Annotated in this window: 15 protein-coding genes; all 15 read left to right on the top strand. The window is 69.3% G+C overall.

Going from position 1 to position 13299, the window contains the following annotated elements:
- Position 1: 1 nt before the first annotated feature.
- The 15 genes from ABGI63_RS24160 to ABGI63_RS24090 all read left to right on the top strand — a co-directional run bounded on the left by ABGI63_RS24160 (position 2) and on the right by ABGI63_RS24090 (position 12478).
- The gene (locus tag ABGI63_RS24160; protein ID WP_349745114.1) at positions 2–1201 is read left to right on the top strand and encodes a mandelate racemase/muconate lactonizing enzyme family protein; all 1200 of its coding nucleotides are present in this window, start codon (positions 2–4) and stop codon (positions 1199–1201) included.
- Complete coding sequence (locus tag ABGI63_RS24155) at positions 1201–1950, top strand: ribonuclease activity regulator RraA (RefSeq protein WP_349745113.1); 750 nt, start codon at positions 1201–1203, stop codon at positions 1948–1950. The genes ABGI63_RS24160 and ABGI63_RS24155 overlap by 1 nt, the downstream gene beginning before the upstream one ends.
- Position 1951: 1 nt before the next feature.
- Positions 1952–2764 carry an NAD-dependent epimerase/dehydratase family protein gene (locus ABGI63_RS24150; RefSeq protein ID WP_349745112.1) on the top strand — a complete coding sequence of 271 codons (813 nt, stop codon included), beginning with the start codon at positions 1952–1954 and terminating at the stop codon, positions 2762–2764.
- Positions 2733–3647: an SMP-30/gluconolactonase/LRE family protein gene (locus ABGI63_RS24145; RefSeq protein WP_349745111.1), complete on the top strand. Its 915-nt coding sequence runs from the start codon at positions 2733–2735 to the stop codon at positions 3645–3647. Before ABGI63_RS24150 ends, ABGI63_RS24145 begins: the two co-directional genes overlap by 32 nt.
- Before the next feature lie 68 nt (positions 3648–3715).
- Positions 3716–4378 (top strand): GntR family transcriptional regulator, encoded by a 663-nt coding sequence (locus tag ABGI63_RS24140; protein WP_349745110.1) that lies wholly within the window; start codon positions 3716–3718, stop codon positions 4376–4378.
- Between the two features lie 84 nt (positions 4379–4462).
- Positions 4463–4885: a thioredoxin TrxC gene (gene trxC / locus ABGI63_RS24135; RefSeq protein ID WP_269840657.1), complete on the top strand. Its 423-nt coding sequence runs from the start codon at positions 4463–4465 to the stop codon at positions 4883–4885.
- 101 nt (positions 4886–4986) lie between these two features.
- Entirely contained in the window at positions 4987–5493 is a 507-nt protein-coding gene (gene ybaK, locus ABGI63_RS24130; protein WP_349745109.1) for a Cys-tRNA(Pro) deacylase, read from the top strand.
- A 6-nt stretch (positions 5494–5499) separates the two neighbouring features.
- Positions 5500–6222: a glycerol-3-phosphate 1-O-acyltransferase PlsY gene (plsY, locus tag ABGI63_RS24125; RefSeq protein ID WP_349745108.1), complete on the top strand. Its 723-nt coding sequence runs from the start codon at positions 5500–5502 to the stop codon at positions 6220–6222.
- Complete coding sequence (locus ABGI63_RS24120; protein WP_349745107.1) at positions 6219–6566, top strand: RidA family protein; 348 nt, start codon at positions 6219–6221, stop codon at positions 6564–6566. The genes plsY and ABGI63_RS24120 overlap by 4 nt, the downstream gene beginning before the upstream one ends.
- Positions 6567–6638: 72 nt before the next feature.
- Positions 6639–7421: an oxygen-binding di-iron domain-containing protein gene (locus tag ABGI63_RS24115; protein ID WP_349745106.1), complete on the top strand. Its 783-nt coding sequence runs from the start codon at positions 6639–6641 to the stop codon at positions 7419–7421.
- A 9-nt stretch (positions 7422–7430) separates the two neighbouring features.
- Positions 7431–7799 (top strand): glutaredoxin family protein, encoded by a 369-nt coding sequence (locus tag ABGI63_RS24110; protein ID WP_349745105.1) that lies wholly within the window; start codon positions 7431–7433, stop codon positions 7797–7799.
- Between the two features lie 54 nt (positions 7800–7853).
- Entirely contained in the window at positions 7854–9032 is a 1179-nt protein-coding gene (locus ABGI63_RS24105) for an imelysin family protein (protein ID WP_349745104.1), read from the top strand.
- Positions 9029–10438 carry a di-heme oxidoreductase family protein gene (locus tag ABGI63_RS24100; protein ID WP_349745103.1) on the top strand — a complete coding sequence of 470 codons (1410 nt, stop codon included), beginning with the start codon at positions 9029–9031 and terminating at the stop codon, positions 10436–10438. The genes ABGI63_RS24105 and ABGI63_RS24100 overlap by 4 nt, the downstream gene beginning before the upstream one ends.
- Complete coding sequence (locus ABGI63_RS24095) at positions 10438–11430, top strand: imelysin family protein (protein ID WP_349745102.1); 993 nt, start codon at positions 10438–10440, stop codon at positions 11428–11430. The genes ABGI63_RS24100 and ABGI63_RS24095 overlap by 1 nt, the downstream gene beginning before the upstream one ends.
- Complete coding sequence (locus ABGI63_RS24090) at positions 11414–12478, top strand: DUF1513 domain-containing protein (RefSeq protein WP_349745101.1); 1065 nt, start codon at positions 11414–11416, stop codon at positions 12476–12478. Before ABGI63_RS24095 ends, ABGI63_RS24090 begins: the two co-directional genes overlap by 17 nt.
- The last annotated feature ends 821 nt before the right edge of the window (positions 12479–13299 follow it).

Below are 13299 nucleotides of genomic sequence, written 5' to 3'. Positions count from 1 at the left end.
GATGCCTCCATGCATCACCGCGATTCATACCCATCTGATGCAGGCCGGCGGGCCGCCGCAGACCGGCTGGTCGGCCACCGGCAAGAGCGCGCTGGCCAGCAGCCGCAACTGGCTGTTCGTCACCGTGCAAACCGACGACGGCCGTGTCGGCTGCGGTGAGGGCTCGGGCTGGCCGCGCGTGGTCGCGGCGGCGGTCGAGGGCCTGGGCGACTTCCTGGTCGGCGAACCCGTGCTGTCGATCGAGCGCCTGCATCAGCGCATGCGCACCGCGCTGATGGGCCATGGTCAGGTCGGCACGGTGGGCGGCGGCGCGATCGCCGCGATCGACATGGCGCTGTGGGATCTGCGCGCCCAGACCCTGGGTGTGCCGGTCTGCCAGCTGCTGGGCGGCCCGCTGCGCGAGCGTGTGCCTTACTACACCCATGCCTCCAGCGTTGCGGCGGCGCAGGCGGCCGTGGCGCGCGGCGTGCAGGCGATCAAGGTCGGCGGCATCGCGGGCGTGGTCGAGCGAGCCCATGCGATCCGGGCCGCTGTCGGCCCCGACATCGATCTGATGGTGGACCTGCACGGCCCGCCGTGGCTCAATGCGGCCGACGCCATCGCCATCGGCCGCGAACTGGAGCCGCTGGGTCTGCTGTTCCTGGAGGAGCCGGTGGCCTCGGACGATCTGCCCGGCTGGCGCCGGGTGCGCGACAAGCTGGCGCTGCCCCTGGCCACCGGCGAGCGCCTGTCGACCCTGGCCGAGATGCTGCCCTTCATCACCGAAGGCCTGGTCGATGTGGTGCAGCCCGATACCGGTCGCTTCGGTGGCCTGACCCAGATGCGCAAGCTCGCCGCCATCGCCGAAGCGCATTCGCTGCAGTTCGCGCCGCACAGCGGCTCGCTGGGCCCGCTGGCCGAGTTCGCCGCCGTCCATCTGCTTGGCGCCTTGCCCAATGGCCTGGTGCTGGAGCGCATGGACCCCGACTGGTCCGAGCGCGACACGGTGATCACGCAAGCCCTGTCCATCGCCGACGGCCATATCGCCGTGCCCACGGCGCCGGGCCTGGGCACCGCCATTGCCGCCGAGCGCATCGCCCGGTTTCCCAGCCAGCGCAATCTGGCCATCGCCACCGGTGGCTACAACCCCGGCACCGAGGCCGAGAGCCTGACCCTCCAAGCCCGCCGCCAACGGCTGCAACTGTTCAGAAAGAACGCCTGATGAGCACCACCCACGAGTCCGCACTCGACCCCAAGACCCATGCCCGCCTGCTGGCCGCGTCCACCGCGACCCTGACCACGGTGATGTTCAAGCGTGGCTTTCGCAATGTCTTCATGCAGAACGTGCATCCGCTGAACCCGGCCAGCGCGCGCTTTGTCGCGCCGGCCTTCACCTTGCGCTACATCCCGGCGCGCGAGGACCTCGATCCGCTGAACGCCTTCGAGGACCGCGCCCATCCGCAGCGCGTCGCGGTCGAGGAGTGCCCGGCCGGCCATGTGCTGGTGATGGACAGCCGCGGCGACGCGCAGGCCGCGTCCAGCGGCAACCTGCTGGTCACCCGCCTGATGAAGCGCGGCTGCGCCGCCGTGATCACAGACGGGGGCTTCCGCGACAGCCCCGAGATCGCGGCCCTGCCTTTTCCGGCCTATCACCAGCGTGCCTCGGCACCGACCAATCTGATCCGCCACCATGCCGTCGACCTGCAGCGGCCGATTGCCTGCGGCGGTGTGTCGGTCTACCCCGGCGATGTGCTGATGGGTGACGCCGAGGGCGTGGTCGTGATCCCGCGCCATCTGGCGGATGTGGTGGCCGAGGAGGCCTATCGCCAGACCATGTACGAGGACTGGGTCAACGAGCGCATCATCGCCGGCGACGGCCTATTCGGCCTGTATCCGCTGCTGGACGAGGACAAGAAGACGGCCTACGCGGCCTGGAGCCTGGCGCAGCAGTCCCGCTATCCTCATCTCTGACATGAGCACAAAAAAACCTGTTGTCCTGCTGACCGGCGCGGCCGGTCGCCTGGCCCGCAGCATCCGCGCGCCGCTGCGCGAGGCTTGCGCCGAGCTGCGTCTGAGCGACCGTGTGGCTTTCGAGGCGCCGGGCTGTCCAGTCCATATCGGCGAGCTGGTCAATATCGGCGAGCAGCCGGAGCTGCTGGCCGGTGTCGATGCCATCGTGCATTTCGCCGGCTATCCGCGCGAGGCCGACTGGGAGACCCTGCTGCCGTCCAATGTCATCGGCACCACGCGCTTGTGGGAGGCGGCGCGCCAGCACGGAGTGAAGCGCATCATCTACGCCAGCTCCAATCATGCGGTGGGTTTCTACCCGCGCGGCCAGCGCCTGGACGAGACGGTGCCGCCTCGGCCCGATTCGCGCTACGGCCTCAGCAAGGTCTTCATGGAGGGGCTGGCCAGTCTCTATGCCGACAAGCACGGGCTGCGCGGCTTCGGTCTGCGCATCGGCCATTGCGCGCCCGAACCCAGCGACGAGCGCATGCTCTCGCACTGGATCCACCCGGAGGACCTGGCGGCCTTGGTGGGTATCGGCCTGACGGCCGACTACCTCTGCGAGATCGTCTACGGCGCCTCGGCCAACAGCCGCAGCTGGTGGGACAACCGGCGCGCCGAGGCGCTGGGCTACCGGCCGCGTCACAGCGCCGATGCCTTCGCCGAGCGGCTGCTGGGGCGGCGCAGCGACAGCCCGGTCGGCGAGATCTATCAGGGCGGCCACTTTGCCGCCGCGGAGTACGACGGTGATCCTGAACGAGCGCGCCGCGGGCGTTGAACATCGGCCGCTGGGCGAGCGGCTGAGCGTCTACCGGGTCGACAACCGGGTCGGCGAGTCGCCGCTGTGGGACGCTGCGCGCGGCTGCCTGTGGTGGATCGATGTACGCGCGCCCGAGCTGCTGAGGCTGGTGCCCGACACTGCACAGCTCTCACGCTGGACGCTGCCCGAGCCGGTCGGTGCGCTGGCGCTGCGCCAGGACGGGCGGCTGCTGCTGGCTCTGCGCAGCCAGGCCTGGCTGTTCGACCCGGCATGCCACACGCTGAGTGCCTTTGCCGATGTCGAGACCGACCGCCCACGCAACCGTCTCAATGACGGCAAGGTCTCGCCCAGCGGGCGCTGGTGGCTGGTCGGCTCGATGGACGACAGCGTGGCCGACAAGCAGCCGCATGGCGCGCTCTACCGTGTCGACGCGCAGGGGCAGGTCTTGCGCCTGCACGAGGGCCTGACGGTGGCCAACGGCCTGGCCTGGAGCCGCGACGGGCACCGGCTCTACTTCTCCGACAGTTTCAGCGGCCAGATCTGGTGGGCGCCCTGGGACGAGGGTCAGGGTCTTATGGGTGAGTCGGTCGCGTTCGCGTGCTCGCTGGAGGCCGATGGCCGGCCCGATGGGGCGCTGGTCGACGCACAGGACAACTACCTGTCGGCCGGTGTGTCGGCCGGTTGCCTGAACCGATTCGACGCAGCGGGACGGCGTCTGGGCGCCGTCCCGCTGCCCTGCCGTGCGCCGACCATGCCCTGCCATGGCGGTCCCGACGGGCAGGACCTGTTCATCACCTCGCTGCAGCGGCCGGGCTGGGCGCCGGGTGGTGCTGACGGCCAGCTCTACCGTATCGCGGGTTTTGGCGACGGGCTGCCAGCTGCGCTGATGCAGACCGGCTGAAGTAGTAAAGTGCATTTAATAAAATCAACTCCGAGTCTCGAAGACAGAGAGCAGGGACAGGAACAACAATGGCAGTCCGGCAAGCGATCAACACCCCGACCTATCTGCGGCTGCGCGAGCAGATCCGCGATGACATCGTCGCCGGTGTCTGGGCCCTGGGCTCCCACATCACGCTGGCCGAGCTGGGCGCGCATTACCAGGTCAGCAACATCCCGGTGCGCGAGGCGCTGCTGCAGCTGCAGGGCGAGGGCGTGATCGAGATGCGCATGAACCGCGGTGCGGTGATCCCCAGCGTGGATGCGAAGTTCATCGACGACACCTATCACCTGCGCGGCGCACTGCAGTCGATGTTGGCGCGGCTGGCCTGCCTGCGTGCCTCGGACGCGCAGCTGAAGGCCCTGGAGCAGCTGTCGCGGGCCTATGAGGACGCGGCCGGCGCCGGCGATGTGGCGGCCAGTGTCGCGGCCAACCGCGAGTTCCATCACCATCTGGACAGTCTGGCCGACAACGCCCAGGCGCTTGAGGTGCTGCAGGCGCGCAGCAGCCTGGTCGACGCCTTCCGTCGCGTCCATGGCTATGGCCCCGGCCGGCAGGACAAGGTGATCGCCCAGCACCGCAAGATCGTCAAGGCCATCGTCAAGCGCGATGCCGAGGCCGCCAGCGCGGCGGTGCTGGCCCACGCCGATTCGGCCCGGCAGGATCTGCTGGATCTGTTGAAGACCAGCGCCTGAAGGAAGGCGGTCGGGCCGTGGGGCTTGCAATCCAGGTCTTCGTCCCCTGATGTGCTGACATTGACTGTCTTCACGATGCCCACCATGCACCTCGTCTGCCCCGCCTGCGCCGCCACCAACCGCGTGCCCGAAGCCAAGCTCGAAGACCAGCCGGTCTGTGGCCGCTGCGGGGCTGAGCTGATGGCGGCGCGGCCGGTCGATCTGAGCGACGCCAGCTTCGCCGCCTTTGTCGGCAAGACCGAGCTGCCGGTGCTGGTGGACTTCTGGGCCGACTGGTGCGGCCCCTGCAAGATGATGGCCCCGCATTTCGCCCAGGCCGCGGCTCAGCAGCCGCTGATCCGCTTCGCCAAGCTCGACACCGAGGCCAACCGGCAGACCGCGGCGGCCTACAACATCCGCAGCATCCCGACCCTGATGCTGTTCCAGGGCGGCCGCGAGATCGCCCGCCAGGCCGGCGCGCTGAGTGCGGCCGATCTGCAGCGCTGGCTGCAGGCGCAGCTGCGCTAGCTGGCCGGCGACATCCGCCGGCAGCATGGCTGAGCGGGGCAGCGGGGCCGCTGCGCAATCCGGTACAAGCCCGACGGCCGGGCCTGGGCCAGAATTCGCCCATGAGCAAGAAGTCCTCCCCCCATGTCAGCGAGACCCCGGCCACCCAGCTGCTGCGCCAGCACAAGATCGCGTTCAGCGAGCATGTCTACGACTATGTCGAGCACGGCGGCACGGCCGAGTCGGCGCGGCAGCTGGGCGTGCCGGAGCACGAGGTCGTCAAGACCCTGGTGATGCAGGATGAGAAGGCCCAGCCGCTGATCGTGCTGATGCATGGCGACCGCCAGGTCAGCCTGAAGGAGCTGGCGCGCCAGATCCCCTGCAAAAAGGTCGAGCCCTGCAAGCCCGAGGTGGCGCAGCGCCACAGCGGCTATATGGTGGGCGGCACCTCGCCGTTCGGCACGCGCAAGGCGATGCCTGTATTCGTCGAGGCGACGATCCTGGCTTTGCCTAAGATCTGCATCAACGGCGGGCGGCGCGGCTATCTGGTCGGCATTGACCCGCGGGTTCTGCCCGACTTGCTGCCGCTGCGCAGCGTCCATTGCGCGCTGGACGCCGATGCACAATAGCGGCCCATGCAAGATACCTTCTACCCCCTGCTGGCCATCCTGGCCGGCTATCTGATCGGCTCGCTGTCCTTTGCCGTCATCATCAGCCGCGTGATGGGTCTGTCAGACCCGCGCAGCTACGGCTCGGGCAACCCAGGCGCCACCAATGTGCTGCGCTCGGGCAACAAGGCCGCCGCCGTCCTGACCCTGGTGTTCGATGCGCTGAAGGGCTATGTGCCGGTGCTGCTGGTGCTGCTGTTCGGACCGACCTGGGGCCTGGGCGACGGCACGGCGGCCCTGGTGGGGCTGGCGGCTTTTCTGGGCCATCTGTGGCCGGTGTTCTTCCGCTTCGAGGGCGGCAAGGGCGTGGCCACGGCGGCCGGCGTGCTCTTGGCCATCAACCCGCTGCTGGGCGCGGCCACGCTGGCCACCTGGCTGATCATTGCCTATTTCTCGCGCTACTCCTCGCTGGCCTCGCTGGTCGCGGCGGTGTTCGCACCGTTCTACCAGATGCTGATCTGGGGCGCCGGCCCCATCGTGCTGTGCGCCGGCCTGATGGGCCTGCTCTTGATCTGGCGCCATGCCGCCAATATCAAGAAGCTGATGAACGGCACCGAGAGCAAGATCGGGCAAAAGGCACAAGGTTCGGCCGCAGTGCCGCCGGCCGGCGCGAGCAAAAAACACCCGCACGGCGAAGGCCCCAAGCCGCGCGGTCATTCTCACCACCACCCCAAGGATAAAAAGCAATGAGCATTCAGCGATTCGACGTCGGCGCCCGCATCTCCGAGATGGCCGTGCACAACGGTGTGGCCTATCTGGCCGGCCAGGTTCCCGATGACGCCAGCCAGGACATCACCGGCCAGACCGCCCAGGTGCTGGCCGCGATCGACAAGCTGCTGGCCCGCGCCGGCAGCGACAAGAGCAAGATCCTGCGCGCCGAGGTCTTCATCAAGGACCTGGCCGACTTTGCCGGCATGAATGCCGCCTGGGAAGCCTGGGTGGCCGCCGGCAACGCCCCGCCGCGCGCCACCGTCGAGGCCAATCTGGCCCGGCCGGAATGGAAGGTCGAGATCGTCGTCACGGCGGCCGTCTGACTTGATCCTGCTCAAGCCGGCCGCCAGGCCGGCTGGCTAGAGTCCCTCCCTCTACAAGAGGGGAGGGGCGCGATGCCGACCGAACTGTTCCGCCAGGGCTCGCACCTGTGCCTGATGTTCTCCAATCTGACCCAGGAGGATGGCGAGGCGGTGCAATCGAACCAGTTCCTGCTGGTGCATGGGGCCACCGGCGCCATCCTCGACCCCGGTGGCAATCTCGCCTACAACGAGCTCTATCTGGGGCTGACCCGGCATATGCCGCCGCACAGGCTGGCGGCCATCCTGGCCTCGCACGCCGACCCCGACATCATTGCCTCGCTGGACCGCTGGATGACGGCCACGACGGCGCCGGTCTATATCTCGCGCATCTGGGAGCGCTTCGCGCCGCACTTCTGCAAGCCCGGCAAGACGGTGGGCCGCATCATCGGCCTGCCCGACGCCGGTGCCCGCCTGCGTCTGGGGCAGGGCGAGGCCGATGGCTTCGAGCTCTGGGCGCTGCCGGCGCATTTCCTGCACGCCGAGGGCAATTTCCAGTTTTACGACCCCATCAGCCGCATCCTGTTTTCCGGCGATCTGGGCGCCTCGCTGGGCGCCGATCTGCAGCCCGGCCAGACCGTCACCCGGCTGGACGGCCATATCCGCCATATGGAGGGCTTTCACCGCCGCTATATGGTCAGCAACAAGGTGCTGCGCCTGTGGGCGGCGATGGTGCGCGAACTCGATATCGCGATGATCGTGCCCCAGCACGGCGCACCGCTGGCGGGTGCGGCCGTGCCCGACTTCATCGCCTGGGCCGAGGGCCTGGCCTGCGGCATCGATCTGATGAGCGCCGGCCATTACCGGGTGCCGGCGTAGCATCGCGCGATGCTGAAGAAATCAACGCGCTCCGGTCTCGTCTCGCTGCTGCTGATCGTCGGGGCAGTGTGGGGGCTGTCGAAATGGGCCGGCTCGCGGCATGCCGACGAGCAGGCCGAGGACCTGCGCCGCTGGGCCGGGCCGCAGGACATCCTGATGCTGTCCTCGACCAGCTGCGTGTTCTGCAAACGCGCCAGCGCCTGGCTCCAGGAGCAGCAAGTGCCGCACCGCGAGTGCTTTGTCGAGCGCGACGCCAGCTGCCTGGCCGAGTACCAGGCGCGCGGCGCACGCGGCACGCCGACCTTTGTCGTGCGCGGCCAGACCATCCTGGGCTTCGACCGCGAGCGCATCCGTGCGCTCTTGCGACCGCCGGCTTGAGAGGGGGCTGGATTAAATGCGAGAATGCAAATTACTCGCATTTGCATATCCGTCATGAAATCTCTTGCCCTGCTTTTGAGCCTGGCCGTCGGCCCGGCCCTGTTGACCGCGCTGCCCGCCCAGGCCCAGACCGCCGCCGCAGCGAACGCCACGCCGGCGGCCGTCAACACCCATTACGCAGCCCTGGTCCAGGCCAACTATGCCGACACCTTGCAGGCCGCCCAGACCCTGCGCCAGCGCATCAAGGACTTCATCGCCCAGCCTTCGCCCGAGCACTTGCAGGCGGCGCGCCAGGCCTGGCTGGCGGCGCGCGAGTTCTACGGCCAGACCGAGGCTTTCCGTTTCTACGGCGGCCCGATCGACAACGACAAGGGGCCTGAGGGCCAGCTCAACGCCTGGCCGATGGATGAGAGCTATGTGGATCGCATCGAGGGCAAGAGCGCCAGCGGCCTGGTCAACAGGCGCGGCTTCAAGATCAGCAAGGCCAGCCTGGCGGCGCAGAACGAGCGCGGCGGCGAGGAAAACGTCGCCACCGGCTGGCATGCGATCGAGTTCCTGCTGTGGGGGCAAGACCTGTCCCCCACCGGACCTGGCGACCGCAGCTTCGAGGACTTCGTCGACGGCAAGGCACCCAATGCCGACCGGCGCCGCCAGTACCTGGCGGTCGTGACCGATCTGCTGATCGACGATCTGCAGGGCCTGCTCAAGGCCTGGGCGCCCGGCGCCAAGAACAACTACCGCGCGAAGTTCGAAAAGGGCGGTCAGGAGTCGCTGCGCAAGATGCTGGTGGGCCTGGGCTCGCTGTCGCGCGGCGAGTTGGCCGGCGAGCGCCTGGAAGTGGCGCTGGCCAGCCAGGACCAGGAAGACGAGCATTCCTGCTTTTCCGACAACACCCACCGAGATGCGGTCACCAATGCGCTGGGCATAGAGAACGTCTGGCTGGGCCGCTACCAGCGGGCCGACGGCACGCTGCTGCAGGGCCCGGCGCTGCGCGATCTGGTGGCCGCCAAGGATGCGGCGCTGGCTCAGCGACTGAGCGAGCAGCTGGCCGGCTCGGTGGCCGCCGCCGGCAAGATCCAGGCGCCGTTCGACCAGGAGATCCTGGGCGACAAGACGGCGCCCGGGCGCTTGCGCATCCAGGCCACGATTGACAGCCTGACGGCGCAGAGCAAGCTGCTGGTCGAGGCCGCCACGGCCATCGGCATCACCAAGCTGACCCTGGTCCAGCCATGAGAGGATGGATGCTGGCCGCCGGCGCGAGCCTGGCGGCCGTTGTGTATGGCGTGGGCGCCGCCACCAGCGACGATGCGGAGAAGACCGGCGGCGCCACCACGGTCTACGCCGATGGCCGCAATGCCTTCTCCTTCCCGGCCGCCAATCTGAGCGACGAGGAGCGCACCCGCTTCGCGATCGGCAACAGCTTCTTCCGCCGCAACTGGGTCGAGGCCCCGGCCTCGACCACCGCCCGCGACGGCCTGGGCCCGCATTTCATTGCCCGCAGCTGCGGCGGCTGTCATGTGCAGGACGGGCGCGGCGCGCCGCCGAGCTTCCGAAAAGGCCTGCATGACCAGCCGGTCGGCTTGCTGATGCGCTTGTCGGTGCCGGGCACCGATGCCCATGGCGGGCCGGCGCCGGAGCCGGTCTATGGCGGGCAGTTCAGCAATGCGGCGGTGCAGGGCGTCCGACCCGAGGGTCAGGTCTTGCTGCGCTATGAGACCGTTGCCGGCCGCTTCAAGGACGGCAGCCGCTACAGCCTGCTGAAGCCGCACTACAGCTTTGGACAGCTCGGCTATGGGGCCATGGCACCGGACGTGATGATCGGCCCGCGCATCGCGCCGCAGCTGATCGGCGTCGGCCTGCTGGAGGCGATTGCCGAGGCCGATATCCTGCGCAATGCCGCCGAGCAGGCGGCCGCGCCGGGCCCGATCAAGGGCCAGGTGAACCGGGTCTGGGACGCCTTTGCCGAGCAGCCCATGATCGGCCGCTTCGGCTGGAAGGCCAATGTGGCCACCATCGCGCACCAGAGCGCCGGCGCCTTTCTCGGCGATATGGGCATCACCTCGCCGCAGTTCCCGCAGGAAGACTGCATGCCGGCCCAGGCCGATTGCCGTGCCGCGCCGCGCGGTGCCAAGGGGCAGGGCGTCGAGATCGATGCGAAGACCCTGGCCGATGTGGTGTTCTACCAGGCCACGCTGGCGCCGCCGGCGCGCCGCAAGATCGACGATCTGCAGGTCAAAAAGGGTCAGGTCTTGTTCCAGCGGGCCCAGTGCGCGGCCTGCCACCGGCCCAGCTACACCACCGCCGAGGGCCCGTTTCCCAGCCTGAGCAGCAAGGCGCTGAACGGCCAGAAGGTCTGGCCCTATACCGATCTGCTGCTGCACGATATGGGCGAGGGCCTGGCCGATGGCCGGCCCGACTTCCAGGCCAGCGGCCGGCAGTGGAAGACGCCGCCGCTGTGGGGCATCGGCCTGATCAAGGACGTCAACGGCCACAGCCGGCTGCTGCACGATGGCCGCGCGCGCGGCGTGCTGGAGGCCGTGCTGTGGCATGGCGGCGAGGCCGAAGCGGCCAAGCAGCAGGTACTGGGCATGACGCGCGCCGAGCGCGCCGCGCTGGTGAAGTTCGTGGAGTCGCTGTGATGCTGGACCGTCGTCTGTTCCTGGCGGGCCTGGGCGTCTGCGGCCTGGCCCGCGCCCAGAGCGACTGGGCCCGCGAGGCGGTGCCGGCCTACACGCCGCTGCAGATGCTGCAGGGCCTGTATCGCCACTGGTCGCTGCCGCGCGCCGAGGCCTTTGCGCAGGCGGTGGCCCAGCTGCAGCAGCGTCTGGACCGGCCTGCCTGGGCCGGCGCGATGCTGGCCTGGGAACGGCTGGCGACGCCGGCCCTGGGTCCGGTGCTGGCGCGGCGCTCGCAGCGCCAGATCGATTTCGCGCCGAGCCGGCCGGCCCTGATCGCCAAGGCCATCGCGGCCGCGCCGGCCGATCTGAAGGGGCTGGAGCGTGTCGGCACGCCGGCCAAGGGCCTGCCGGCGCTGGAGCAGCTGCTGTGGCAGCCGCGCATGGAACTGTCGGCGCGGCGCTATGCGGCGCTGCTGGTCGAGGAGCTGGTGGCCGAGGCGCAGGCGCTGCGCCAGGGCTTTGCCGAGCTGGCGGCGCGCGAGCCCGAGGCCTGGGACGAGGAGGCCCAGCTGGCCGGCAGCGCCGAACTCTTGAACCAATGGGTCGGCGGGCTCGAACGCCTGCGCTGGGCCCAGATGGAGAAGCCGCTGCGCTCAGGCAAGGAAGCCCTGCCCCGTGCCACCAGCGGCCTGACCGCCGCCGCCTGGGCCGCGCAATGGCAAAGCCTGCGCGGCCTGGCCCTGTTCGAAGGCCGGCAGCGCGCGCCGGCGCCGGGCGAGGGCCTGGTGCCGCTGGAGAGCTGGCTGCGCGGCCGCGGCCGCAACCGGGAGGCCGATGCGCTGCGCAGCAGCGCGCTGGTCGCCGATGCCAAGCTGCAGGGTCTGAACCCGGCCCAGCCGGCGCCGGTGCTGGCCGCCGCGAAGGCGCTGGAGGCGCTCAAGCGTCTGGTCCAGGAGCAGGTGGCGCCGGCGCTGGATCTGAGCCTGGGCTTTTCGGATGCCGATGGTGATTGAGCGCCGGCAAGTCCTGACCCTGGGCGCGGGCCTGCTGGCCGGCGGGCTGGCCCGGGCGGCCGGCGGCGCCGTGCAGCTGGCCGCCGCCTGGCGCGACGAGGCCCCCAGCTACCGGGTCGGCCGGCTGGAGGCGGTCGGCGCGGCGCTGCGCATCGCGGCCAGCATCGAGGTGCCGACCCGCGCCCATGGCCTGCTGCGCGAGCGCGGCGGTTCCAGCCTGCTGGCGGTGGCGCGCCGGCCCGGCGACTGGCTGCTGCGCTTGTCGCCGCAGACCGGCCGGGCGCTGCAATGGCAGTGGATCGAGCCCGAGCGGGCTTTCACTGGCCATCTGGCGCTGAGCCCCGATGGCCGCCACCTCTACAGCGGCGAGACCGATCTGGACAGCGGTGCCGGCCTGGTCGGCCTGCGCGACGCGAAGAGTCTGCAGAAGATCGCCGAGTGGCCCAGCCATGGCGTCGATGTGCATGAGCTGCTGCCGCGCGGCGACAGCCTCTGGGTCGCCAATGGCGGCATCCAGACCCGGCCCGAGAGCGGGCGTCTGAAGCTGGACCTGGCCGCGATGGACTCGTCCCTGGTGCGGCTCGATGCCGGCAGTGGCGAGCTGCGCGGGCAATGGCGCGTGGACGATGCCCGCCTGAGCCTGCGCCATCTGGCCTGGCGGCCCGATGGCCGCTTGGGCATCGCGATCCAGGCCGAGCATGAGGACAAGGCCGCCAAGGCGGCCGCGCCCATTCTCGCGGTCTTCGATGGCCATGCGCTGCGCCTGGCTGCGCAACAGCCCGCGCTGGCCGGCTACGGCGGCGACATCGCCGCCAGCGCCGAAGGCTTTGCGATCGGCTGCCCGCGCAGCGGCGGCGTGGCCCGCTTCGATGCCCAGGGCTTGTGGCAAGGCCTGACCCCCTTGCCCGAAGCCTGCGCGCTGGCCGAGAGCCCCGATGGCCACGCGGGAATCTGGGCCGGCGGGCGCGGCCAGGTGCTGCATCTGCCGGATGGGGCGGGCAAGGCCTTGCCGGCGATGGAGCTGGACAATCATTGGATACGGCTCTGAGGGGATGAGGTTGCCCGATCCCAGAGAAGTGTTCGGCTTTGGATGTCCCGGCCCGGCCCGAAGCGTGCAGATCAAGCAACTCAGCCGACTCTATTGCCAGGTGAAGCACTTCGACGCCCTCTCGGAACGGCGCGCGCCGACTGTTGAGCGGTAAGTCGAGCCGTACCCGGCGAGCGACTCTGGGGTACGGACGCTGGAGTCGGCACGGCGGTGCTCGGTGCCAACCTCGGTCCGAGCGCAGCGGGCAAAGGCTTGGGCTCGGATGAATGTCGAGGCCCTCTTCTTTGGTGCCTTTCTTCTGGGCCAGCAGAAGAAAGGCACTCGCCCGCCGGGGCGAAATCCCGGCCTGGGCCTTGTGTGAACCACTACATCGCGCGAAGCCCAGGCCCATCAAGATCCGCATGTCGTAGTGGCAAGGCCACCGCCCCTTCCACCAAGCCGGGATGCCGCCCCGGCGGGCGGGTAACTTTTCCTGCTGGCCCAGGAAAAGTCACCAAAAGGAGGGCCTGCTTCAAGGGTTGAGCCCAAGCCATCGCCCGCTGCGCTCGAACTCCCACATGCATGGAAGCACCAGCACCCTCCATCGCTTGACCGGCCATGCACCCGCTCGCCGGGTACGGCTCGACTACGCGCTGATGGCGTTTCGGAATTCCTACGTTCGGCTCGGCCTCGTCAATGACTGGCAAGGCCTGACCACGACAGACCCTGAGAGAGGAGGTGAGGTGAGGCCGGATCGCCATCAATGCCAGCTAGATGTTGGATCTCGTGGCAACGCGGCGCATCAATACTCTCCCCGTGCCAGTCGAGACCGATGCTAGATT

The sequence above is a fragment of the Roseateles cavernae genome, assembly GCF_040187885.1.
GTDB lineage: Bacteria > Pseudomonadota > Gammaproteobacteria > Burkholderiales > Burkholderiaceae_C > Roseateles_E > Roseateles_E cavernae.
This window is presented reverse-complemented; position numbering and strand designations above follow the sequence as displayed.

Coding starts and splice junctions, on each gene's coding strand:
- ABGI63_RS24105 (WP_349745104.1), top strand. CDS start 7,854: ATGAAATCTCTTGCCCTGCTTTTGAGCCTGGCCGTCGGCCCGGCCCTG.
- ABGI63_RS24160 (WP_349745114.1), top strand. CDS start 2: ATGCCTCCATGCATCACCGCGATTCATACCCATCTGATGCAGGCCGGC.
- ABGI63_RS24155 (WP_349745113.1), top strand. CDS start 1,201: ATGAGCACCACCCACGAGTCCGCACTCGACCCCAAGACCCATGCCCGC.
- plsY (WP_349745108.1), top strand. CDS start 5,500: ATGCAAGATACCTTCTACCCCCTGCTGGCCATCCTGGCCGGCTATCTG.
- ABGI63_RS24150 (WP_349745112.1), top strand. CDS start 1,952: ATGAGCACAAAAAAACCTGTTGTCCTGCTGACCGGCGCGGCCGGTCGC.
- ABGI63_RS24140 (WP_349745110.1), top strand. CDS start 3,716: ATGGCAGTCCGGCAAGCGATCAACACCCCGACCTATCTGCGGCTGCGC.
- ABGI63_RS24120 (WP_349745107.1), top strand. CDS start 6,219: ATGAGCATTCAGCGATTCGACGTCGGCGCCCGCATCTCCGAGATGGCC.
- ABGI63_RS24115 (WP_349745106.1), top strand. CDS start 6,639: ATGCCGACCGAACTGTTCCGCCAGGGCTCGCACCTGTGCCTGATGTTC.
- ybaK (WP_349745109.1), top strand. CDS start 4,987: ATGAGCAAGAAGTCCTCCCCCCATGTCAGCGAGACCCCGGCCACCCAG.
- ABGI63_RS24110 (WP_349745105.1), top strand. CDS start 7,431: ATGCTGAAGAAATCAACGCGCTCCGGTCTCGTCTCGCTGCTGCTGATC.
- ABGI63_RS24100 (WP_349745103.1), top strand. CDS start 9,029: ATGAGAGGATGGATGCTGGCCGCCGGCGCGAGCCTGGCGGCCGTTGTG.
- ABGI63_RS24095 (WP_349745102.1), top strand. CDS start 10,438: ATGCTGGACCGTCGTCTGTTCCTGGCGGGCCTGGGCGTCTGCGGCCTG.
- ABGI63_RS24090 (WP_349745101.1), top strand. CDS start 11,414: ATGCCGATGGTGATTGAGCGCCGGCAAGTCCTGACCCTGGGCGCGGGC.
- trxC (WP_269840657.1), top strand. CDS start 4,463: ATGCACCTCGTCTGCCCCGCCTGCGCCGCCACCAACCGCGTGCCCGAA.